23 protein-coding genes are annotated in these 20825 nt (G+C 55.1%); all 23 read left to right on the top strand.

Translation table 11 applies throughout. The annotated features are described in order from the left end of the window. Window positions 1–9 precede the first annotated feature (9 nt). The 23 genes from fliQ (at window position 10) to codY (ending at window position 20777) form a co-directional block, all read left to right on the top strand. Window positions 10–279 carry a flagellar biosynthesis protein FliQ gene (gene fliQ, locus KGZ66_02930; protein MBS3984543.1) on the top strand — a complete coding sequence of 90 codons (270 nt, stop codon included), beginning with the start codon at window positions 10–12 and terminating at the stop codon, window positions 277–279. Then, the gene (locus tag KGZ66_02925; GenBank protein MBS3984542.1) at window positions 276–1043 is read left to right on the top strand and encodes a flagellar biosynthetic protein FliR; all 768 of its coding nucleotides are present in this window, start codon (window positions 276–278) and stop codon (window positions 1041–1043) included. Before fliQ ends, KGZ66_02925 begins: the two co-directional genes overlap by 4 nt. After that, window positions 1040–2116, top strand: a complete 1077-nt coding sequence (gene flhB, locus KGZ66_02920) for a flagellar biosynthesis protein FlhB (GenBank protein ID MBS3984541.1) — start codon at window positions 1040–1042, stop codon at window positions 2114–2116. Before KGZ66_02925 ends, flhB begins: the two co-directional genes overlap by 4 nt. After that, window positions 2117–4150, top strand: a complete 2034-nt coding sequence (gene flhA / locus KGZ66_02915) for a flagellar biosynthesis protein FlhA (protein ID MBS3984540.1) — start codon at window positions 2117–2119, stop codon at window positions 4148–4150. After that, window positions 4147–5187, top strand: coding sequence for a flagellar biosynthesis protein FlhF (locus KGZ66_02910; protein ID MBS3984539.1), 1041 nt, complete (start codon window positions 4147–4149; stop codon window positions 5185–5187). Before flhA ends, KGZ66_02910 begins: the two co-directional genes overlap by 4 nt. Next, the gene (locus KGZ66_02905; protein MBS3984538.1) at window positions 5184–6044 is read left to right on the top strand and encodes a MinD/ParA family protein; all 861 of its coding nucleotides are present in this window, start codon (window positions 5184–5186) and stop codon (window positions 6042–6044) included. Before KGZ66_02910 ends, KGZ66_02905 begins: the two co-directional genes overlap by 4 nt. Window position 6045: 1 nt before the next feature. Further along, window positions 6046–6690, top strand: a complete 645-nt coding sequence (locus KGZ66_02900; GenBank protein MBS3984537.1) for a PilZ domain-containing protein — start codon at window positions 6046–6048, stop codon at window positions 6688–6690. A 1-nt stretch (window position 6691) separates the two neighbouring features. Continuing rightward, a complete protein-coding gene (locus tag KGZ66_02895; protein MBS3984536.1) occupies window positions 6692–7399 on the top strand; it encodes a FliA/WhiG family RNA polymerase sigma factor in 708 nt (235 codons plus the stop codon). Between the two features lie 4 nt (window positions 7400–7403). Then, window positions 7404–7739, top strand: coding sequence for a hypothetical protein (locus KGZ66_02890; GenBank protein ID MBS3984535.1), 336 nt, complete (start codon window positions 7404–7406; stop codon window positions 7737–7739). A gap of 6 nt (window positions 7740–7745) precedes the next feature. After that, window positions 7746–8486: a flagellar hook-basal body protein gene (locus KGZ66_02885; protein ID MBS3984534.1), complete on the top strand. Its 741-nt coding sequence runs from the start codon at window positions 7746–7748 to the stop codon at window positions 8484–8486. Window positions 8487–8497: 11 nt separating this feature from the next. Then, window positions 8498–9241: a flagellar hook-basal body protein gene (locus tag KGZ66_02880; protein ID MBS3984533.1), complete on the top strand. Its 744-nt coding sequence runs from the start codon at window positions 8498–8500 to the stop codon at window positions 9239–9241. Window positions 9242–9256: 15 nt separating this feature from the next. Beyond that, a complete protein-coding gene (locus KGZ66_02875; GenBank protein MBS3984532.1) occupies window positions 9257–9730 on the top strand; it encodes a chemotaxis protein CheD in 474 nt (157 codons plus the stop codon). Then, window positions 9727–10506: a protein-glutamate O-methyltransferase CheR gene (locus KGZ66_02870; GenBank protein MBS3984531.1), complete on the top strand. Its 780-nt coding sequence runs from the start codon at window positions 9727–9729 to the stop codon at window positions 10504–10506. Before KGZ66_02875 ends, KGZ66_02870 begins: the two co-directional genes overlap by 4 nt. A gap of 1 nt (window position 10507) precedes the next feature. After that, the gene (locus tag KGZ66_02865; protein MBS3984530.1) at window positions 10508–11122 is read left to right on the top strand and encodes a chemotaxis protein CheC; all 615 of its coding nucleotides are present in this window, start codon (window positions 10508–10510) and stop codon (window positions 11120–11122) included. Further along, window positions 11123–11485: a response regulator gene (locus KGZ66_02860; protein MBS3984529.1), complete on the top strand. Its 363-nt coding sequence runs from the start codon at window positions 11123–11125 to the stop codon at window positions 11483–11485. 11 nt (window positions 11486–11496) lie between these two features. Next, on the top strand, window positions 11497–12477 hold the full coding sequence (gene fliM, locus KGZ66_02855) for a flagellar motor switch protein FliM (GenBank protein ID MBS3984528.1): 981 nt from the start codon (window positions 11497–11499) through the stop codon (window positions 12475–12477). Further along, entirely contained in the window at window positions 12470–13513 is a 1044-nt protein-coding gene (fliY, locus tag KGZ66_02850) for a flagellar motor switch phosphatase FliY (GenBank protein ID MBS3984527.1), read from the top strand. The genes fliM and fliY overlap by 8 nt, the downstream gene beginning before the upstream one ends. 84 nt (window positions 13514–13597) lie before the next feature. After that, entirely contained in the window at window positions 13598–14413 is an 816-nt protein-coding gene (locus KGZ66_02845; protein MBS3984526.1) for a C40 family peptidase, read from the top strand. A gap of 208 nt (window positions 14414–14621) precedes the next feature. Beyond that, on the top strand, window positions 14622–15668 hold the full coding sequence (gene dprA / locus KGZ66_02840; GenBank protein ID MBS3984525.1) for a DNA-processing protein DprA: 1047 nt from the start codon (window positions 14622–14624) through the stop codon (window positions 15666–15668). A 54-nt stretch (window positions 15669–15722) separates the two neighbouring features. After that, window positions 15723–17717: a type I DNA topoisomerase gene (gene topA, locus KGZ66_02835; protein ID MBS3984524.1), complete on the top strand. Its 1995-nt coding sequence runs from the start codon at window positions 15723–15725 to the stop codon at window positions 17715–17717. Further along, window positions 17714–19039 (top strand): methylenetetrahydrofolate--tRNA-(uracil(54)-C(5))-methyltransferase (FADH(2)-oxidizing) TrmFO, encoded by a 1326-nt coding sequence (trmFO, locus tag KGZ66_02830; GenBank protein MBS3984523.1) that lies wholly within the window; start codon window positions 17714–17716, stop codon window positions 19037–19039. The genes topA and trmFO overlap by 4 nt, the downstream gene beginning before the upstream one ends. A gap of 33 nt (window positions 19040–19072) precedes the next feature. Then, window positions 19073–19945, top strand: coding sequence for a tyrosine recombinase XerC (locus tag KGZ66_02825; protein ID MBS3984522.1), 873 nt, complete (start codon window positions 19073–19075; stop codon window positions 19943–19945). A 61-nt stretch (window positions 19946–20006) separates the two neighbouring features. Then, window positions 20007–20777 (top strand): GTP-sensing pleiotropic transcriptional regulator CodY, encoded by a 771-nt coding sequence (gene codY / locus KGZ66_02820; GenBank protein ID MBS3984521.1) that lies wholly within the window; start codon window positions 20007–20009, stop codon window positions 20775–20777. The last annotated feature ends 48 nt before the right edge of the window (window positions 20778–20825 follow it).

The raw sequence follows: 20825 nt of genomic DNA, 5'->3' as shown, positions 1-20825 counted from the left end.
GAGGGTTAGATGACGGAAGGGACAGTTCTCCACCTCGCACGCGAAGCCATCGCGCTGACACTCCTTTTGGCAGGGCCCTTGCTTATTGCCAGTCTCGTTGTGGGACTCTTAGTGAGCATCTTTCAGGCCGCAACTCAGATACAGGAGCAGACTCTGACCTTTGTGCCCAAACTCGTGGCGATTCTGCTGACACTGCTCCTGTTAGGTGGCTGGATGATGAACACTATGGTCGCCTATACGACGGACTTGTTCGGTAATCTAGGCGGGCTACTGCGATGATTCTCCCGGCGCTCACACCTTGGCTGCAACTGCTATTAGTTCTGGCCCGTGTGCTCTCGTTCCTCACTACAGCACCGCTGTTTAACAGGCGGCAAATCCCGCCCTTAAGCAAGATTGGCTTGGCCATGCTCCTAAGCCTAATAGTTGTCGCGGCCGGAGGTGTTTCTGTCGAGAGAGAAATCGGCGCATTCCTCAGTGCAGTCGTGCTGGAGGTAGCGACAGGTCTTGCGGCAGGCATGCTCGCAAACTGGCTGTTTATGAGTTTTCAGATGGGCGGGGCACTTATGGATCAGCAGGCTGGCTTTGGGACGGCCGCTATCTTTGACCCCACCACCTTCGGACAAGTCTCTCTCCTATCGAATCTGTTTCTTATGCTCAGTCTCTTGTTGTTTCTGGAGCTTAACGGGCATCATTTGGCTTTACTTGCGCTGTTGCGCAGCTTTACGCTCGTACCGGCAGGCTCGGCAGTGCTCGGAGGCAGCTGGGCCCAGGTAGTCTTGACGGTACTGGCAGGTTCTATGAGTTTAGCCCTCCGTTTGGCAGCGCCAGTGTTGGCGGCGGTAGCTATCACCGACATTACTCTAGGGATGCTAGGGCGAGCTGTGCCGCAACTTAACGTCCTAATGCTTGCTCTGCCTGTTAAAGCTGGTGTCGCGCTCTTGGTTCTTGCGGCTGCCTCCCCGTTGATTCTTGGCGTAGGTGATGCCTTCATGACACGACTTGAAGTCATACTCGCGCAGTCTCTCGGAGCGATGTCCCCATGACGCCTGAACAACAGAGTCAGCAGGAGCGCACCGAGCAGGCGACGCCAAAGCGACTGAGTGAGGCCCGCAAAAAGGGGCAGGCCGCGAAGAGCATGGACTTAACGGCAGCGGTGGGCTTCCTCGGTATGGTCGCGGTATTAGCTTTCACGGCAGAACGACTGATAAACGTCTCCCTTAACTATATTGTTGTATCATTAAGCGACTTGTCCGCCGTAACCGAGTTAAACTACTCCTTTTCTCATCTGCTTGTACATGGCGTAAGCATTTTCGCCGCGATGGTCTGGCCGCTCTTGGCTGCGGCACTTGTCTTGGGTGCAATCGCTAACATCATGCAAGTGGGGTTCTTGTGGAGTGGAGATCCACTCAAGCCTGAGTTTAGCCGCCTCGACCCCCTAGAGGGCCTAGGGCGAATGATGTCGACTCGCGCGCTCTTTGATTTAGCTAAAGCCCTTGGGAAACTACTGGCTGTGGGATTCGCGGCCTATCTCGGACTGCGGGGCGAGATGCAGAATCTCTTACTGGCAGGCTATAGCGAAGGTGCGGGTTCCTTTGCGCTTGTGGGCCGCGTGCTGTATGGGGTGGCCCTGCGCGTAGGGGTTACGTATCTAGTGATTGGCGTCATCGACTTCCTCTATCAGCGACACGAGTTTCGCCAGAACATGATGATGACGCGGCAAGAAGTGAAGGAAGAGCACAAGCAGATGGAAGGTGACCCACAGGTAAAAGCACGGCAGCGCGAACGGCAGCGTCTCTTGGCTACCGGCCGAATGTTTGCCGCGATTCCTACCGCGACGGTGGTTGTCACAAACCCTACTCACTATGCCGTTGCGCTACGCTATGAGCGTGAGGGTAGTAGCGGAGCTCCGCAAGTCGTGGCCAAGGGGTGCGACTACTTAGCACAGCGCATTAAGGCACGGGCAGCAGAGTGCGGCATCCCCTTAGTGGAAAACTCCACTCTAGCGCGTTCGCTCTACCAGCAATCTGAGGTGGGGCAAGAGATTCCTGTCGCCCTATACAGGGCTGTGGCCGAGATTCTAGCAGAAATATTTTCGCGACAAAGGAGGCTGATCTGAGTGCGTGCACTCCTGCGCTACACCGACGTAATTATAGCCTCCTTGGTGATTGGGACGATATTTATCATTATCATCCCCATGCAGGCAGGCGTTCTCGACTTTCTCCTGATCATCAACATTAGTATCAGCATCCTAATCTTTCTCACCACGCTCTTTACCACCAATGTGCTGCAGCTTAGCGTGTTTCCGACTTTGCTCTTGGTTACGACACTGCTGCGACTGTCACTAAACGTGGCCTCTACTCGCCTAATTCTCTCCGCCGGAGCAGCAGGTGCGGTAATCGCCGCATTTGGTGACTTTGTGGTGGGGGGAAATTATGTTGTCGGTATAGTCATCTTTATCATTATTACCGTTATTCAGTTCGTGGTGATAACCAATGGCGCCGGTCGCGTGGCCGAGGTCGCGGCGCGGTTTACGCTTGACGCGATGCCAGGCAAACAGATGGCGGTTGACGCCGACCTTAACTCAGGATTAATTAACGAAGAGCAAGCGCGAGAGCGGCGCAGAAGCCTGCAGCGCGAAGCGGACTTTTATGGAGCCATGGACGGTGCGAGTAAGTTCGTTAAGGGTGACGCCATCGCCGGCATCGTCATTACTCTGATCAACATTCTCGGCGGACTTGTCGTAGGCATGGCCCAGCTCGGTTGGCCATGGCAGCGTGCCGTCACGACATACGTTTCGCTTACTGTGGGTGACGGGCTGGTCAGCCAACTGCCCGCTCTGTTGATATCTACGGCTACAGGTATTCTGGTGACACGGGCAAACACCGACTACGGTTTTGGCACCGAACTCTCAACTCAGCTCTTCTCCCGCTCCAAAGTTATTGGCATGACCTCTGTGCTAATTGCCGGCCTAGGCCTCGTTCCCGCGTTGCCTGCCGTTCCCTTCTTGGCGGTGGCGGGAGCAACAGGGTACTTGGCGTATGTACTGCACGCAGAGGAGCGCGAAAAAGCTCTGCGCCCTGCGCCCGCCGCGGCAGCGCGCCCTGCCGAGCCGGAAAACGTGCTGACGCTCCTCTCGCATGAGCAGTTAGACATCGAAATAGGCTTTGGTCTCGTCCGCCTCACCGATGGGAGTTACGGAGGCGATTTATTAGAACGGCTCGCGGCCATTAGGCGCCGCTGTATTACCGAGCACGGCGTGTTTATAAGGCCTATCCGTATAAGGGATAATTTGCAGTTGAAGCCTAATCAGTACGCCATTAAGATTCGCGGTAATCAGGTTGCCGTGGGCGAGTTGCAGCCGCAATCGCTCCTAGCCATGGACTATGCCGGAGGAAGAATTGACGTCCCCGGCATAGATACCAAGGAGCCTACGTTTGGTCTCCCCGCCCGCTGGATAAGCGTACATGAGCGCGAGAGAGCCGAGATTCTGGGGCTCACCGTGGTAGACTGTACGACCGTACTCGTGACCCACTTAAGCGAGATCATAAAGCGTCACGCGCATGAACTGCTAGGCAGGCAGGAAGTCAGAGAACTACTAGACAAAGTCAAAGAACTTAACCCCGCTGTGATTGAAGAGATAGGGCATGAGCAAGTGGCGCTAGGGGATGTGCAGAAGGTGCTGCAGGGACTACTGCAAGAGGGAGTAAGCATTCGCGATATGGTAGGGATACTTGAGGCCATCGCGGATAATGTGCGTACATCCCGCGACCCAGATTTCCTGCTAGAAAGCGTCAGGCATGCTTTGGCGCGTACGATTAGCCACGCAGCGGCGGATAAAGGCGTTATTCACGTGCTTACGCTACATCCGCGCTTGGAGCAGCAACTGCTAGAATCAATAACAGCATCCGGCGGGGGGCACATCATACTTGAACCGAGCAAACTACAGCTGTTCTTCGAGCGATTAGGGAAGAACCTAGAGCGAGCCGGTCTTGCGGATGGCCGTTTGCCGGTCTTGCTGGTGCCGAGCAGGTTACGATTGCCCATGCGTAGGCTGACGCAACGCCACTTTCCTTCGCTGACCATTCTTTCCCCTAGCGAAGTGAGCGGAGATGTAGAAGTTGAGTCGATGGGGGCGGTGGGCTTAGAGTGAGAATCAAGAAGGTTGTTGCCAAAGACATGCAGATAGCCCTCCACATGCTGCGCAAGGAACTAGGCCCCGAAGCCGTAATTGTCAGTTCGCGCACTGTGAGGGAACCAGGCATCTTGGGATGGTTTCGACCGGCTAAAGTTGAAGTAACCGCTGCTGTCGAGCGGGTGGCAGAGTCTCGTTTGGAACCGGACGATGCGCTTCGCAGCGAGCTAATGGAGATTAAAGCTATGCTAAGCGGCATGGGAGCCGCTTCTGCTAGGACTTCGGCTAAGGGAGTCACGCCCGCGAGATGGGCCGAACGCTTTCGCCTTGCTGACCTTAGTCCCGAGGTCATCGCACTGCTGTGCGAGCAGCTCGGAGCAGGTGACAAACCGGCCGAAGAAGAAAAGCGTGTACTAGAACGACTGGCCAAGTGTTTTTCGCCCTATGAACGCCCCAAAGGCAAGCGCAAACGCATCCAAGCTTTTGTTGGGCCTACGGGAGTCGGCAAGACTACGACCATCGCTAAGTTGGCCGCGCAGCAGGCACTGCAGGAGCAAAAGAAGGTCGCGTTAATCACTATAGACACATTTCGCATCGGGGCGGTCGAGCAACTGAGAGTCTATGGAGACATTATTGGACTGCCGGTGGCTGTGGTTGGAGCCCCCTCGGAGCTAGGCGACGCTCTAACCGAGTTTAAGACCAAGGATGCTATATTTATCGACACTACCGGGCGCTCTGCGCGCAAGCCCTTGCATGTGTCTGAGATGCGTGCCTACTTTGACGGCGTACCTGATCTAGAAAAATACTTAGTGCTTAGTTCCACAACCAAGAGCCGTGACTTGCTGGCTATTTACAAGACTTATTGTGAGTTAGGCCTCAGCGCCGCAATCTTTACGAAGTGTGATGAGACTGAAAGCCTCGGTGGAATCGTCGATTTGTGCTACCGCACTTCGATTCCGGTAGCCTACTTAACTAATGGTCAGAACGTACCTGAGGACATACGCGAAGCTCATCCACAGGAGCTCGCTCGCTTAGTCTTGGGGGTGACTATATGAAGTGGGACCAAGCTCATATCTTGCGCCAACTCGTCGGCAAAGCACAGCCACGCCCACGGGCGAAGGTCATTACTATTGTTAGCGGCAAAGGCGGAGTAGGCAAGACTAACCTCGTCGTCAACTTAGGCATTGCGCTATCCCGCAACGGCAAGACGACTACCATCGTAGATGCAGATTTAGGGCTCGCCAACGTAGACGTCGTACTCGGGCAGTACTTTGAGCATGACTTGGAGCATGTCATCAAAGGGGAAAAACGCTTAGAGGACATCATTGGTTTCGGCCCATACGGCTTGCGAATTGTGCCCTCTGCTTCAGGCGTGCAAGAGATGGCTAACATGAGCCCGGACGAACGTGAGCGTCTGATAGCTGAGCTGGCTACGCTTGAGCATAACACGGACTTTCTCATTTTTGACACAGGCGCGGGTATCTCGCGCAACGTGCTTGCTTTCGCTAATCTCGCCGATGAGGTCATCGTAGTGGTTACGCCCGAGCCTACGTCCATTGCCGATGCGTATGCGTTGGTCAAGCTGTTGGTCTCAACTCGCGCGGCGCACAGCATTGCTCTTGTGGTCAACCGTTCGCTTAGTATCGAGGATGGCCGAGCGACTGGTGAGCGCTTTATGACGCTCGCCGAGCGTTTTCTCCGTCACAAGCTGCGGTTCATCGGAGTAGTGTCAGATGACGTCATAGTTAGCCAAGCTGTGCGGAGACAGCACCCGTTTATTTTGAGCCATCCGGATAGCATGCCGAGCAGGCAGGTTGATGCCATTGCGCGCACTCTGGCCGGAGAGGCAGTTCAACCGGTGGCGGAGCGGGGTTTATTGCTCGGACTTAAGCGCCTGTTTGGAGGCAGATGATATGGCCGTACCAAGACTCCGAGTCGGACTTAAGCTTGAGATTTGGCGAGAAGACAGTGCCCTTACTTGGGTTACGCGTATCGAGGAAGTAAACGCGGAGAGCTTCGCTGTCTCTTCGATTTTTGCCGGAGCGGACGTGCATGTTTTGCGCCCAGATGAGCAGGTGAAGTGCATGTTCACCGACAAAGAGACGCAAGCACAGTATGGCTTTACCGCTAATGTCATCCGCCGTGAGATGAAAAGCGTCCCCTTGTACTATCTCTCGCATCCCACAGGATTCGTTAGGATTCAGAGGCGCGCTTTTGTGCGATTGCCGGTCTTGATACCGCAGTTGTTTCGGACTACGGGCGAAAGCGAGTGGCACAAAGGCTACCTACTTGACTTAAGCGGGGGAGGGGCAAGGATTTCCCATAGATTCGCTCTGAGTGTGGGGCAGGAAGTTCAGTTGCAGTTCACGCTACGCAAAGAAGATGGTCCGCTTTTGGTGCGGGGCCGCGTGGCTCGCGTCGAGCGAGCCGACGGGATTGGCCCGACTACATATCACAGCGGCATTCGCTTCGAAGCTCTGCCTGAAGCTACACAAGACCTCATTGTGGGTTATGTCTTTGAGCGCATGCTGTCCGGACGTCGGAAGCTAGAGGTATAGCATGGAAAGGGACGATTTAGTTCTCTCGTACTTGCCTTTGGTCCGCAGAATTGCAGGTCGCATCTACATTCCCTCGCCGGAAGTCATCGATAGGGAAGACCTCGTTGCCCACGGCGTAATTGGCCTTTTGGAGGCAGCGGAGAAGTACGACTCCACACGCGAGACAAGTTTTGCGAGTTTTGCCTATCGGCGCATTCGCGGCGCAATGCTTGACTCCATTCGTTCGCTTAGTTTTAGCCCGCGCGTAGTCAACGAGCGGATAAGCCAGTATCGCGAGGTCGAGGAGAAGCTCCTCGCCGCGGGAGGAGACATCACAGCAGAACGCATGGCAGAAGAACTAGAACTCTCTGTTCCGGAAGTTCACGCGCTAGTGGCGCACATGGCCTTACGTTCCGTGGTTTCACTCGATCGCGTGCTGTTTTCTGCAGATGGGGAGGAATTGCAGGTAACGCAGGTAGTAGGCTCAGCCGACAGCCCCGATCCCGTGCGCGTAGTACTAGAAGGTGAGCTGATGCAAGCGCTTACAGCTTCGCTCGGGAAGCTTGCGCCGCGGGATCGCGAAATGCTGGCGCTCTACTACGTGGAAGAGCTGACCCTAAAGGAGATTGCCTGTGTTTTTGGCGTAACGGAGGGACGCGTGTCCCAACTGCATAGTCGAGCCATCGAGTCGCTGCGACGCAACCTATGTCGCACACATCGCGAGGAGTGAAGTCGTGAATCTGGTGTTTTTTATAGTGGGTGTTGTAACGGGCGGAGTTGTCTGCTATCTTTACTTGCAGGGCACAAGAGCAGCTGTTCCGGATGAGGCACTTCTGCAGCGAGTGCAAGTGCTTGAGGAGCAGTTAGCGGCTCTAACTTCTGTGGGCGTTAGTTCTCTAGGCGCCCCAACCCGTACTAGTCGCACGCGCAAAGTAAACGCCCCCAGCGGGAAACAAGAGCGGGTTCTAGCACTCTACCGCGAGGGTTGGGACTGTGCCAAAATATCGCAAGAAACAGGTGTGCCCCTCGGACAAGTAGAGCTATTAACACGCCTGCACGGGAAGGAGTGAGTCGATTTGCTTCGCGGTCTGTATCAGGCTACATCGGCCATGGTAATTGCTAAGACGCGACAGGAAATGATCAGCGGCAATGTCTCAAACGCTGAGACGCCCGGGTTCAAACGCGACGATGTGGCAGAAGAAGTCTTTTCGGAGACCATGTGGGTTGCACAACTGGCAGGACAGAAGCGGTCCCTTGGCGCACCGGTGACACGCACGGCTCTCAGTGCATCGGTAACCGACCACAGGCAAGGCCAACTTGTCGAGTCGCATTCGCCTTACCACCTCGCCCTCAGCGGACAGGGCTTCTTCGCCGTACAGACTACCGAAGGCGTTCGCTACACGCGTGCCGGCGACTTTCGGCTTGATGCGAACGGCAATGTGGTTGATGCACGTGGCGGAAGATTACTGCTCTCTGACAGAACACCCTTAGCTGCGGGCGGTAGGCAGCTGCAGATTCTGCCAAGCGGTGAGGTCTTGCTAGGCGGTGCGCCCGCAGGACAGCTTCTTCTGGTTGACTTTCCGGACCTTAGCGGTCTAGTGCGCGATGTTAACGGTCAGTTCCAGGGCGATGGCCTGATTAGCGTCGCCGGAGAAGGTAGAGTGCATCAGTTTATGCTGGAGCAATCTAACGTCGATATAGGCGAGGAAATTGTGGACATGCTCCTCACCAACCGCATTTTTCAGAGTGCGCAAAGGATTGTGGCCACCTACGACCAACTCATGGAGAGAGCGAAGGAAATCGGCAGCGTACGGTAGGGAGGTGAAACATGCTACAGAGTATAAAGCGCAGCGTCAGCGGACTTGTGGCACAAATGAATCGACTGACCGCAATCAGTAGCAACATTGCTAACGCCAAGACGGCAGGCCACAAGCGTCAAAGCGGCACGTTCAGCGAGTTATTGGTGCAGGCGCTTGACGAACGCAATGTCCCCGTTTCGAGCCCTCAAGGCAGGTTTGTACACGGTGTCGAGTACAGACCCGAAACCGTGTTTACGCAAGGCGACCTTGTGCCGACGGGGCGAGCCCTCGATATCGCTCTTGTCGGCGCCGGGTTCCTCGAGCTTGCTGACCCCATGGAGCAGTCCGTTTTTGTGCGCGGAGGGAGTTTCTCGCTTGACTCGGCTGGGCGTTTGGTACACTCCTCTGGCAATGTGGTGCCGGGAGTGACGATTCCCCAAGCAGCGCAGGTGATTGACATAGACTCTCAAGGTAGAATAACCTATGCGGTGGACGGAGCGGTCAACGTAGGCGGGGAACTCCGCATTGTGTCGTTCGTGAATCCTGCCGGACTAAACCACCTGGGGCAGCTTGTATTTGCGCAAGGAGTCAACTCCGGCGAGGCGACAGCAGACGAGTCTCTAGTCAAGCAGGGATTTCTTGAGGCAAGTAATGTTTCCCTGTTGGACGAGATGACATCACTCGTCAGGGCACAGCGGGTCTACCAGACAAATGCCGCCGCCGTGCGCACACTCGATGAAATGTGGGAGAGAAGCACCGACTTGAGGAGATAGCTGGGAGGATAACGGATGGAGTATCCCGTAGGGATAGGTGAGTTTAGGGTGGCGGTGGCCCCCGGAATTCTCGTCACGCGCGGCTTAGGCTCGTGTGTGGGTGTGATATTGTATGACGCTGATGTACGACTGGGTGGGCTGGCCCACGTTATGTTGCCTAATAGTCGAGACTTTACTAGCTTCAGTAACCCTTACAAATTCGCGGATTTGGCTATCCCTGCCCTCATTTCGGAAATGCGGGCGCGCGGAGCTAGGATGCTCCGAGCCCGCCTAGTCGGCGGAGCACGCATGTTTGCTAACGGCGTGACTCGCGCAGGGTTTGACATCGGTGACCGCAATATAATCCAAGCTCGTGTCATTCTCACTGCCTTCGCTGTGCCCGTGGTGGCTGAGGACGTAGGCGGGAGCGTTGGGCGTACCGTTTTGCTCGACGTCAGCTTGGGAAAAGTCACAGTCCGCACGGCGGGCCACGGTGAAAAAGCCTTATGAACGAACAAGAATTTGCTCGCTTTACACAGCAATTGAAGCATGAACATGGCTTGGACCTGTCATTGTATAAGGAAACGCAGATTAAGCGTCGGCTACTCAGTTACATGCAGCGTTACTCTATTGCTGACGCAGGAGGATTAACGCAGTACATAACCTCCCAGGAAAAGCGAAGCCACCTCGTGGATTTTCTGGACATCAATGTGTCAGAGTTTTTCCGGAATCCCGAGCTCTTTATTTATCTGGAACAAGAGGTGTTTAGTCGCCTAACGGCGAAACAGAAGAGCCTGAGGGTATGGAGTGCAGGCTGCTCCATAGGCGCCGAACCTTATTCTCTGGCCATAGCCCTTCGAGAGGCGCAAGTCACCCACGAGCGTGCCATCTGGGCTACTGACCTGGATGCGGGAGCATTGCATCAGGCGGCGCAAGGTCTATACAGCCCGGCTGATGTGCGGAATGTGGGCGATAGCCGCCGGAATAGCTACTTTGACTTGGAGAATGGCAGTTACCGAGTTAAACCCCAGCTAAAGTCAATGATAGAGTTTGCCCGCCACGATTTATTGCGCGATGTAATACCACAACGGTTCGACTTGGTCGTGTGCCGCAACGTAGCGATATATTTCACCGAAGAAGCCAAGCTAGCGATGTTAGAGCGCTTTTCCAACTGCTTGTTGCCCGGGGGTGTCCTGTTCACCGGGGCTACAGAAAGTTATCCCTCACACCGCGCCTTTAGACTTAGGCGAATACACAGCTGCTTTTACGAGAAAGTAGGCGATTAAAGTGCAAGGCATTTCAACCCTGCAACTTGACGTAATCAACGAAATTGGCAACATGGGGGCGGGCCATGCCGCCACCGCACTTTCCCTGCTGATGGGGCGAAAAGTGGACATGAAGGTCCCAGAAACAAAGTTTCTTAGCATTGAAGCAGGCTGTGCGGAACTCAGTCGCGAGGGCGAAGTAGGCGTAGGCGTGGAGGTTGGGCTAAGCGGCGCGATTGATGGCTTAACTTTGCTTACAGTAGGTGAAGAGAGCGCAAAGCATCTGTTAGAAGCCTTTGGGGACATGTTGGCAGGGCAGAGCCTTGATGATGCGCTCGCGCAATCGGCCCTGATGGAAATTGGCAATATTGTAACGGGTTCGTTTCTTACCGCTATCACCGACTTCCTTGGCGAGACATCGAGTGCGTTACCACCGCGATTCATTCACGACTACTTTGACGCCTTTGTATGTAACGTCGTGGTCGCTGGCTGTCGTAATGTGGACGGGCTATTAATCTTTAAGACAGAGCTCCGTGTGGACGAACGATGCGTTTCCAGCGACTTGGCATTTCTACCATCACAGGAAGCATTTGCGTTAATAATGAATAAGATCTTATCTGCAGGGGGAATGAGTTAGATGTCGAAGCGAATTCTGGTGGTAGACGATGCTGCATTTATGCGCATGATGCTCTCCGACCAACTGACGAAAGCAGGGTTTGAGGTCGTAGGCCATGCCGAAAACGGTCTCGTTGCCATCACGAAGTTTAAGGAGTTGCGCCCTGACTTGGTGACAATGGACATTACCATGCCGGAAATGGATGGCATACAGGCTGTAAAGGAGATTCGGCGCATCGACCCATCCGCGCGCATTGTGATGTGTAGCGCAATGGGGCAGCAACATATGGTGATGGATGCGATTCAGGCTGGAGCGCGAGACTTTATCGTCAAGCCGTTTGACCCAGGTCGCGTTGTTCAAGCTGTAACGAAAGCATTATCTTAGGTTGACCAAACATGCGCAACGTACTTAGTCAGGCGGAGATAGATAGCCTACTGCAGAGCCTAGAGCAAGGTGAAGTGAGCACAGAAGACTTAACGAAGGAGCAGGTGCGGGTACGCAAGTATGATTTTCGGCGCCCGAATCGCTTCTCTAAGGGCAACCTAAGCCTCTTGTCGCTGGTTCATGACCATTTTGCACGGCAATTAGCGAATTTCCTGACTGCGTATCTGCGCGTTCCCGTCGTGGCGAAACTAGCCACAGTGGATCAAGTCGCATTTGAAGATTTGGTAGTGTCTTTGCCAGCGCACACTGTAGCTGCAGTATTTGCCTTGAGCAGCTACGGTTTAGGCATCATTAACATGGGTTATGATTTATCTATTCCCATTATTGACTTAATTTGTGGGGGAAGTGGGGATGTCGCCAAGCGCGGACGGCCTGTGACAGAAATTGAGGTTAATATGTATCGACGGTTGGTCGCATATATGCTAGAACGCTACGAAGTTGCTTGGAAAGACACCTTCCCCCTCGCCTGTGCTCTCCAGTCACTGGAAACAAATCCTCGCCTGATTCAATCTATCCCCCCGCAGGAAATGGTTGCTGTAGTCACGCTTTCCCTTACGATCAACAAAGTACAAGGCATTTTATCAGTGTGTCTCCCCTTTATGACGATTGACAGCATTATTAACAGACCGAAAGTAGAGGCTTCTGAAACAGTTAGGCTAGACTATCGCGAGCGCTGGCAGGACAGGCGCAGGACCTTAGGTCAAGCGATGCTGTCTCTGGCCGCTTTGCTGGGAGCAGGGGAGATTAGCGTGCGGGAGTTCCTGCACCTCTCAGTCGGGGATGTTGTCGCCGTAGACAAGAAGCCGGGTGAGTTGATAGATCTTTTAGTAGAGGACCGTCGAGCGTTTGCTGTGCAGCCGGGCATAGTAGATACCCAGCTGGCAGTACAGGTTGTCGCAGCGCGGTTGGGGGGAGAGGAAGAAGTTGACTAGCAAATATTTGTCGCAGGACGAGATTGACGCGATACTAAAGTTTGGAGCCAATCCAAACACCGACCTGTCGCCCGCGGAGCGCGATGCACTGGGGGAAGTAGGCAATATTTCCATGGGAACAGCTGCTACTACGCTTTCGCAGTTGCTAAATAGGCGAGTAAGCATAACCACTCCGCGCGTAAGGGTGCTAGGGCTACAAGAGCTACTTGCGCAGTTCTCGGTGCCTTACCTTGCTTTGCTCGTTAATTTCACAGCTGGCATGTCGGGGTTTAACCTCCTGGTAGTGCGCACATCTGACGCGGCGGTAATTGCTGATCTTATGCTTGGTGGTACCGGGCATGTTGACTCTGTGGAACTTGACGAGTTGAAGATTAGCGCCGTGGCCGAAGTCATGAACCAAATGATCGGTACGGCCGCAACGTCTTTGCACTCCCTGTTTGGCCGTAGAGTGAACATCTCTCCTCCCGAAGTGGTTATGTTTGACGTGCCCCCCAAGGAGGGCGTGCTGGCGCAACTTGAACGCGAGACTTTGGCGGTAGTGGCTTTTCGGATGGTTGTGGGCGACCTGATCGACAGTGAACTGCTGCAGGTGATGCCCGTCGCTTCCGCTAAACAGATGGCAGAACATCTGTTGGGCGGAATAGCGCCGGCTCCCGGCAAGGAAAGCGCCAATCTCCCGACCGAGGCTATGCCTCCCGCACCGCCCGCGCCGGAAGTCTCCGTTCAACGGGCGCAGTTTTCGCCTTTACAGGCGCCTCTGCACACCGGCCCGGGCCCTAACATCGAGCTCATTTTGGATGTGCCCTTGCAGGTGTCTGTGGTGCTTGGCAAGAGCAGGAAAGCAATCAAGGACGTCTTGGCTCTTGGCACCGGTTCAGTGGTTGAGCTTGACCGCATGGTGGAAGACCAAGTGGACGTGCTAGTAAACGGCACATTGATTGCCCGCGGTGAAATCGTTGTAGTTAACGAAAACTTTGGCGTACGTATCACCAGTATTCTCAGCCCGGCTGAGAGACTGCGCGAGATTAACAGGTAAAATTTACAGGAAACTAGTTAACAGGTTATGCGTGCAAGGCGCAGAACTCCTTCTGTACAACATAGAAGGAGGCCAAAACGCAGAATGAGAAAACTATTCGCCGCCGCTCTTGTGTTCACCCTGCTACTTATGCCGTTGCCCGTGTTTGCCGAGGGTCTAGCCGGACGGTACGTCGCCGAACAGGCCCTTGAACTAAGGGGATTGCCGTTTCAGTTTAGCGGCGAGGATCGCACTGGATTTGATGCTTCGGGGCTGTTGGTGTACGTCTTTGGTCAGTTTGGGGTGAGTCTCCCGCGTACGACGGCTCAGCAAGCTACCGTCGGCACGGCGGTGACGCGTTCACAACTTAGAGCGGGAGACATCGTGCTCTTTGCCTCCGGTAGCACTCGCTGGACGGGCATCTTTGTCGGCAACAATGCCGTTGTTTGGGCTAGTCCGAGTGCGGGCGTGGTGCGCCAAGCGAGCCTCGCCGAAGCGTCAGTCTCGTCTCTCTTCCGTGGCGCGCGCCGCATACCGGAGTCAGCGTTTGATAGGGCCATACTCGTGCTGGCGACAGCTGCGGAATATCTCGGCACGCCGTATGTGTTCGGCGCTGACGGCCCCGATAGCTTCGACTGCTCCGGCTTTACCCGCTATGTTTTCGCAAAACACGGCATAGCCCTACCTCGTACCTCGATTAACCAGGCCTCGGCCGGGGTGAGGGTACCGATTGCCGAGCGACGTAAGGGCGACCTCTTGGTTTTTGTGGACACGTGGCGTCCGGGTATTTCGCACGTCGGCATTTATGTTGGCGATGGAGAGTTTATCCATGCGACCACGCGCGAGGGCGTAAGTTACGCTAACCTAAGAAGCACCTATTGGGGCAGCAGGCTACATAGCGTGCGCCGCCTAATACCATAGAGTGAGAGGAGCAGCCACGAGTGCCCGTCAGTTGCTCTACTGGGCACTGGGCACTGGGCACCGAGCGCTGCTCTGCTAGGAGCCGAGAGCCAGGAGCTAGGAGCCCCACCTTATAGGCCCTATGCTATACGCTTTTACACTAACCGCGTGTTCACACGCGGTTTTTCCTGTTATAATTACGAAAGATAACCGGAGGGAGATTAACGTTATGGAGAGACGACAGGCCCTAGCTATAATAGCGGGGGTGCGTGGCGTGCGATACGCCCAAGTTTCTCATCTCGACTTTGCTCGCTTTCCGCTCTACTCGGCTGATGCCTGGACGGATGCAGGTTTGTCTCGGTCTGGTGCGCTTGCCTTAGCGAAGGCCTTTAGGGAACAGGATAGGGACCCCTTGCACCAGGAGAAGGCTCGGGCGGTGGTCATCGAAGAACGGGACTACCCTGAGGCGCTCTGCCACCTATATTCGCCGCCGCTGGTCTTATACATACGCGGCAGCCTAGGCAGACAACGAGGGGTAGCGGTAGTCGGTACGCGCAAGGCGACTCCTTACGGGCGACAAGTAGTAGAGATGGTCGTGCCCACTGTTGTCGCGGCAGAACACGCGGTGGTCAGTGGTTTGGCACGTGGGATTGACACCCTTGCGCACGGGGCCGCCCTGCGCTGTGGCGGGCACACCATTGCCGTTATGGGCCGCGGTTTAGACGATATCTACCCACGCGAGAACTCACTACTGGCAGAAAAGATAGTGGAACAGGGCGGAGCGCTAGTAAGTGAGTACCCAGAAGGAACGCCTCCTCTGGCATGGCACTTCCCCGCACGCAACCGCATAATCAGCGGTTTGTCGCGCGTGTGTCTCGTGATAGAAGGCGACATGGGCAGCGGGGCGCTGATCACCGCCGAACATGCACTTGAAGAAGGAAAAGAGGTCTTGGCAGTACCGGGTAGCATTTTCAGTCCGCAAAGTAGGGGCACTAATTATCTTCTCGCGCAGGGAGCGACGCCCCTGCTCGACCCACAGTGTATCTACGAAACGTTAGGCGTCCCCGCCAAGCCAAAGGAGGCTCCGCCCGTTCTGCTTAGGCCGGAGGAATCGTTGGTGCTGATGGCCTTAGGCACCGAACCCTTGAGTGTGGACGAGGTATGCCTCCTGACGGGATTTCCTGTAGCCGTCGCTGCCGCGGCGCTGACGGCGCTAGAGGTGACAGGAGCAGTAGAACGCCTGCCCGGCGGGGCCTACTTACGTCTCTCGGGATAAGATATTTGCCTACGAGGCAAAAGAAGTGTAAGTGATTCAGTAGAGGTGATTTATCTGCCGAAATACCTTGTGATTGTGGAGTCTCCTGCCAAAGCTAAGACTATTACCAAGTACCTAGGTTCAAAGTATGCCGTTAAAGCGTCGTACGGTCATCTGCGTGACTTGCCTAAGAGTCAGCTAGGTGTGGACGTTGAGAGGGACTTTTCTCCTAAGTACATAACCATTAGGGGCAAGGGTGAGACGGTCAAAGAACTGCGTGAAGCCGCCAAAAAAGCTGACAAAGTGTTTCTCGCCACCGACCCTGACCGAGAGGGAGAGGCGATTTCTTGGCATTTGGCGCATACTTTGGGCCTTAACCTAGAGAGCGCATCGCGCGTTACCTTCAATGAGATTACCGAAGCGGCGGTACGAAACGCCTTCAAACACCCGCGGCGCATCGACGCAAGCCTAGTGGATTCGCAGCAGGCTAGGCGCATTCTTGACCGGATTGTGGGCTATAAGTTGTCGCCTTTGCTGTGGGCGAAAGTGAGAAAGGGCCTTAGTGCAGGTCGGGTGCAGTCTGTAGCCGTGCGCTTAATTGTCGACCGGGAGAGAGAGATTCAAGCCTTTCTACCCAAGGAGTATTGGACGCTACAGGTCTCCCTTAAGCCAAGTCAGGCCAAGCCATTCGTGGCTAAGCTGATGGGGTGCGAGCTCGTCAGCGAGGCACAGGTGGTGGAAATCTCCACCGCACTGCAAAAGCAGCAGTTTGTGGTTAAGGCAGTAAAGCGCACCGAGAAAGAACGGAAGCCTTCCCCGCCGTTTAACACTAGTACCTTACAGCAAGAAGCGGCAAGAAGGCTAGGATTCACGGCCAAGCGCACGATGCGCATCGCTCAGATGCTCTATGAAGGGGTTGAGCTGGGAAAAGAGGGAGCCGTCGGACTCATCACCTACATGCGTACTGACAGCACGCGCTTAGCGCAAGAGGCCATGACCGAGGCCGAAAGCTACATCAAGACGCAGTTTGGGCCGTCGTATCACACCGCACGGCAGTATGCGTCTAAGAAGAATGCAGGCACAGGCACGCATGCGCAAGATGCCCACGAAGCTATTCGTCCGACTTACGTGGAGCGCAAGCCAGATGACCTAAAGGCCACCCTTTCAAGCGAGCAATACAAGTTGTACAAACTTATCCACGCGCGGTTTCTCGCCTCCCAGATGTCAAACGCGCGCTTTGACACTGTGCAGGTAGATATAGAAGCCGGTGAGCATGCATTTCGGGCGGTTGGCTCGCGGTTGGTGTTCCCGGGTTTTCTTGCACTCTACGAAGAAGAAAACGAGGATGAGGAGACAAAGGATGCGGGCGAGCTCCCAGCCCTCGAGGTCAATCAGGTGCTGTCTCTCGTAAAATTATCGCCTAAGCAGCACTTCACGCAGCCTCCGCCTAGGTATACGGAAGCCTCATTAATCAAGACTCTAGAAGAAGAGGGGATTGGCAGGCCGAGCACCTATGCGCCAATCATTGACACGATTCAGGCCCGGGGGTATGTCGAAAAAGAGCAAAAGCGGTTCGTCGCTACGGAACTAGGACAAGTCGTGGTGGGAATACTGACTGAGCACTTTCCGGAGCTAGTGGAAGTCAAGTTTACCGCAGCGCTAGAAAGCAAGCTCGACGCTATAGAGAACGGGCAGTCTACCGCCGTAGAGGTGCTGCGGGAGTTCTGGGCGGTCTTCGCCGAACAGCTCGATAGGGCTTTAGCCGGGGTAGACAAGGTCGAAATTGCCGACGAAGAGACGGATGAAGTATGCTCGCTATGCGGCCGCAACATGGTGGTAAAGTCCGGCCGTTTCGGGAAGTTTCTCGCTTGCCCCGGCTTTCCGGCTTGCCGCAACACCAAACCTTTGCTGAAGTCTATCGGGGTCGCTTGCCCACAGTGCGACGGCAGCTTAGTTGAGCGCCGTAGCAAGCGCGGGCGCGTGTTCTATGGCTGTTCCAACTACCCGAGCTGTGGCTATGTGGTATGGCAAAGGCCCAGTGAAACGCCGGCTGGGGGAGAGAGCAAGTGAACCACGTTTCTGTGATTGGTGGAGGTTTGGCAGGCTCGGAGGCCGCTTGGCAGCTAGCACGTCAGGGAACAGCCGTTACGCTCTATGAGATGCGTCCTAAGCTTACTACGGGGGCACATCATACGGCATTGCTTGCCGAGTTGGTGTGTAGCAATTCGCTGCGGGCGGCCGGCCTAAGCAACGCTGTCGGTTTGCTCAAAGAAGAGATGCGACAATTAGGTTCCCTGGTCATGCAGGCGGCCGAGGCCACGCTTGTGCCTGCCGGTGGCGCCATGGCGGTTGACCGTACCGAGTTTGCCGAATACGTGACGCGGGCACTAGAGAGTCATCCGCTAGTCACGGTTTGTCGGCAAGAGATAACGGAGTTGCCGCAATGCGGCGTGGTGATTGTAGCTTCCGGGCCGCTCACTTCCGCAGCTCTGGCGGAATGCTTACGCCAAGAGCTCGAATCGCCCTACCTCGCCTTCTTCGACGCGGCCGCGCCGATTGTCTTGGCAGACTCCATCAATTGGGATCACGCTTTTTTGGCCTCACGCTATGGCAAAGGTGAAGCCGCGTACATAAATTGCCCTCTCAGCGAAGAGGAGTACGACGAGTTCTATGGCGCGTTGATTTCCGCCGAGCGTCAGCAGCTAAAAGATGTTGACGCTGCAGCATGCTTTGAAGGTTGCATGCCGATTGAGTCGATGGCCGACAGGGGCAGAGACACCTTGTTGTTTGGGCCGCTTAAGCCCGTTGGGCTAGTCGACCCCAAAACCGGCAGACGTCCCTTTGCCGTCGTGCAGCTGCGACAGGATAATCGCGCTGCCACGCTGTACAACCTCGTCGGGTTTCAGACACGTCTTACTTGGAGAGAACAACAACGCGTCTTCAGTCTCATACCGGCCTTAAAGAAAGCAGAGTACGTGCGCTACGGCGTAATGCACCGCAACACGTTCATTGATTCTCGTGCAGTTCTCTTGCCTACTTTACAGTGGCGTCAAGACAAGCGCGTGCTCTTTGCCGGGCAGATAACTGGTGTAGAGGGTTACGTGGAGTCGGCAGCATGCGGCCTTGTGGCTGGCATTAATGGGTACCGCCTAGTGCAGGGGATGGAACCGCTGGTGTTGCCGACGGCGACAGCGCACGGTGCGCTCATCAACTACATAACAGAGCCATCGCCCTCGCCGCTGCAGCCCATGAACGTCACCTTCGGTCTGTTCCCTCCCCTAGCCGCACCGCCGCGCGACCGGAAATTGCGTAATCTCGCTTACTCCGAGCGCGCCTTGCGAGAATTAACAGAGTTTTTCCGCAAACTTAGCCCTGATTGCTTGTGTGGTTAGTGCAGGCATGATAAGATTTGGGTGGTGATGCGGGTGGACGACCATATTGACCGATATTTGCTGAGCCTCCGTGTCGAGAGGGGTTGCAGCGACAAGACGCTGGCCAGCTACTCCTTAGATCTCCGCCAGTTTAGAGAGTACATCGGGGATAGATCCATCTCGGCTTTAGCTCCCGGCGACGTGCGCAGGTTCATTGCGCACCTAGCCAAGCGCGGCTATGCCAAGAGCTCTTTGGCACGAAAAATCTCCTGCTTGCGTTCGTTCTTTAGTTTTCTCGTACAGACTGAAGTAGGCATCACCAACGTCGCGGCAGCGATAGATTTGCCTAGGCAGAGGCGCGCGTTGCCGACGGTGCTGTACGAGGACGACGTCGACAAACTGCTTGACTTAGCTCAAGGAGAAAACCTTGCGCTGCGGGATCGGGCGCTTCTCGAACTACTCTACGCCACGGGGTGTCGTGCCAGCGAGATTGCGGCGCTTAAGCTCTCCGATATTGATTGGGGTGCTTACACGCTCAGGGTGATGGGTAAGGGTGCCAAAGAGCGCATCGTCCCCTTTGGGAAGGTAGCCGCAGAACATTTGCGCACCTATCTTAACAATCTGCGCGCTAAGCTCGTGGGGGACCGCAGTGTAAGACATGTGTTTGTCAACTATCGGGGGACTCCTTTAAGCAGGCGGAGTCTTGGACGCATCGTGGACAAGTACGTGCAGCGAGGGGAGTTTACAGGGGTTACACCGCACGCGTTACGCCATAGTTTTGCCACTCACCTACTGGATAACGGCGCAGATCTACGCGCTGTGCAGGAGTTGCTAGGGCACACCTCTATATCTACTACACAAGTCTACACTCATGTATCGAAGGAGAGAATCAAAGCAGTGTACAACAAGGCCCATCCGCGTGCTTGAGGCTCGCGTGTCCTGAGCGGGACAAGTTACGAAATCAAGTGGTATTTTAGGAGGAGAGAGCATGGGTTTATTGGAAAAGACGCGCAGGCTGAACAAAGTTCTTCAACAGGGCGCCGGAGACGCGGTAAGGTTTAGTGACTTAGCGCAGTTGTTCGGGCAAGTTTTTCGGGCCAACACGTACATTCTCAACACGCGCGGCAAGCTCCTTGGCGTAGCTCTGATCGATGACTACGAGTGTGATTTGCTTAAGCGGCATGTAAGGTCCGGACGTTTCCCTGCCGATTACAATGACAAAATCCTAGCGATTGCCGAAAGCAATATAAACTGCAGGGAAACGGAGAACTGCGTGTTTGACGACTCCGAGTGTGAACACACCCGTAAGCTGACCACTATAATCCCTGTCGTTGGCAGGGGTGAAAGGCTCGGCACGATGCTGATTGCCCGCTTTGATGACCCCTTAAATGACGATGACGTGGCATTAGCCGAGTTTGGCGCTACTATTTTGGCCATGGAGATTCTAAGGGCGCGTCAAGAAGCCGCAAGCCAGGAGTCGCGCCAGCGGGCTATCGTCGAGATGGCTGTAGACGCGCTGTCCTATTCAGAACTCGAAGCCGTAGAGCACATTATGCGTGAGTTAGGTGCCGAGAATGAAGGCTTATTGGTGGCAAGTAAAATCGCGGACCAAGCCGGCATTACCCGTTCGGTAATTGTAAATGCCTTACGCAAGTTAGAGAGCGCGGGGGTCATTGAATCGCGCTCGCTAGGCATGAAGGGCACGTATATTAAGGTGCTTAACAACAAGCTGCTCGAAGAACTAGCCAAGAATGACTAACCCAGCCCAGGAGCCAGGAGCCCCCGCACCTCTCCGAATTTGCTTGCC

The organism is Selenomonadales bacterium, from assembly GCA_018335585.1.
Classification (GTDB): Bacteria; Bacillota; UBA994; order UBA994; family UBA994; genus UBA994.
This window is presented reverse-complemented; position numbering and strand designations above follow the sequence as displayed.

Coding starts and splice junctions, on each gene's coding strand:
- fliQ (MBS3984543.1), top strand. CDS start 10: ATGACGGAAGGGACAGTTCTCCACCTCGCACGCGAAGCCATCGCGCTG.
- KGZ66_02925 (MBS3984542.1), top strand. CDS start 276: ATGATTCTCCCGGCGCTCACACCTTGGCTGCAACTGCTATTAGTTCTG.
- flhB (MBS3984541.1), top strand. CDS start 1,040: ATGACGCCTGAACAACAGAGTCAGCAGGAGCGCACCGAGCAGGCGACG.
- KGZ66_02905 (MBS3984538.1), top strand. CDS start 5,184: ATGAAGTGGGACCAAGCTCATATCTTGCGCCAACTCGTCGGCAAAGCA.
- KGZ66_02900 (MBS3984537.1), top strand. CDS start 6,046: ATGGCCGTACCAAGACTCCGAGTCGGACTTAAGCTTGAGATTTGGCGA.
- KGZ66_02895 (MBS3984536.1), top strand. CDS start 6,692: ATGGAAAGGGACGATTTAGTTCTCTCGTACTTGCCTTTGGTCCGCAGA.
- KGZ66_02880 (MBS3984533.1), top strand. CDS start 8,498: ATGCTACAGAGTATAAAGCGCAGCGTCAGCGGACTTGTGGCACAAATG.
- KGZ66_02875 (MBS3984532.1), top strand. CDS start 9,257: ATGGAGTATCCCGTAGGGATAGGTGAGTTTAGGGTGGCGGTGGCCCCC.
- KGZ66_02870 (MBS3984531.1), top strand. CDS start 9,727: ATGAACGAACAAGAATTTGCTCGCTTTACACAGCAATTGAAGCATGAA.
- KGZ66_02860 (MBS3984529.1), top strand. CDS start 11,123: ATGTCGAAGCGAATTCTGGTGGTAGACGATGCTGCATTTATGCGCATG.
- fliM (MBS3984528.1), top strand. CDS start 11,497: ATGCGCAACGTACTTAGTCAGGCGGAGATAGATAGCCTACTGCAGAGC.
- KGZ66_02845 (MBS3984526.1), top strand. CDS start 13,598: ATGAGAAAACTATTCGCCGCCGCTCTTGTGTTCACCCTGCTACTTATG.
- dprA (MBS3984525.1), top strand. CDS start 14,622: ATGGAGAGACGACAGGCCCTAGCTATAATAGCGGGGGTGCGTGGCGTG.
- codY (MBS3984521.1), top strand. CDS start 20,007: ATGGGTTTATTGGAAAAGACGCGCAGGCTGAACAAAGTTCTTCAACAG.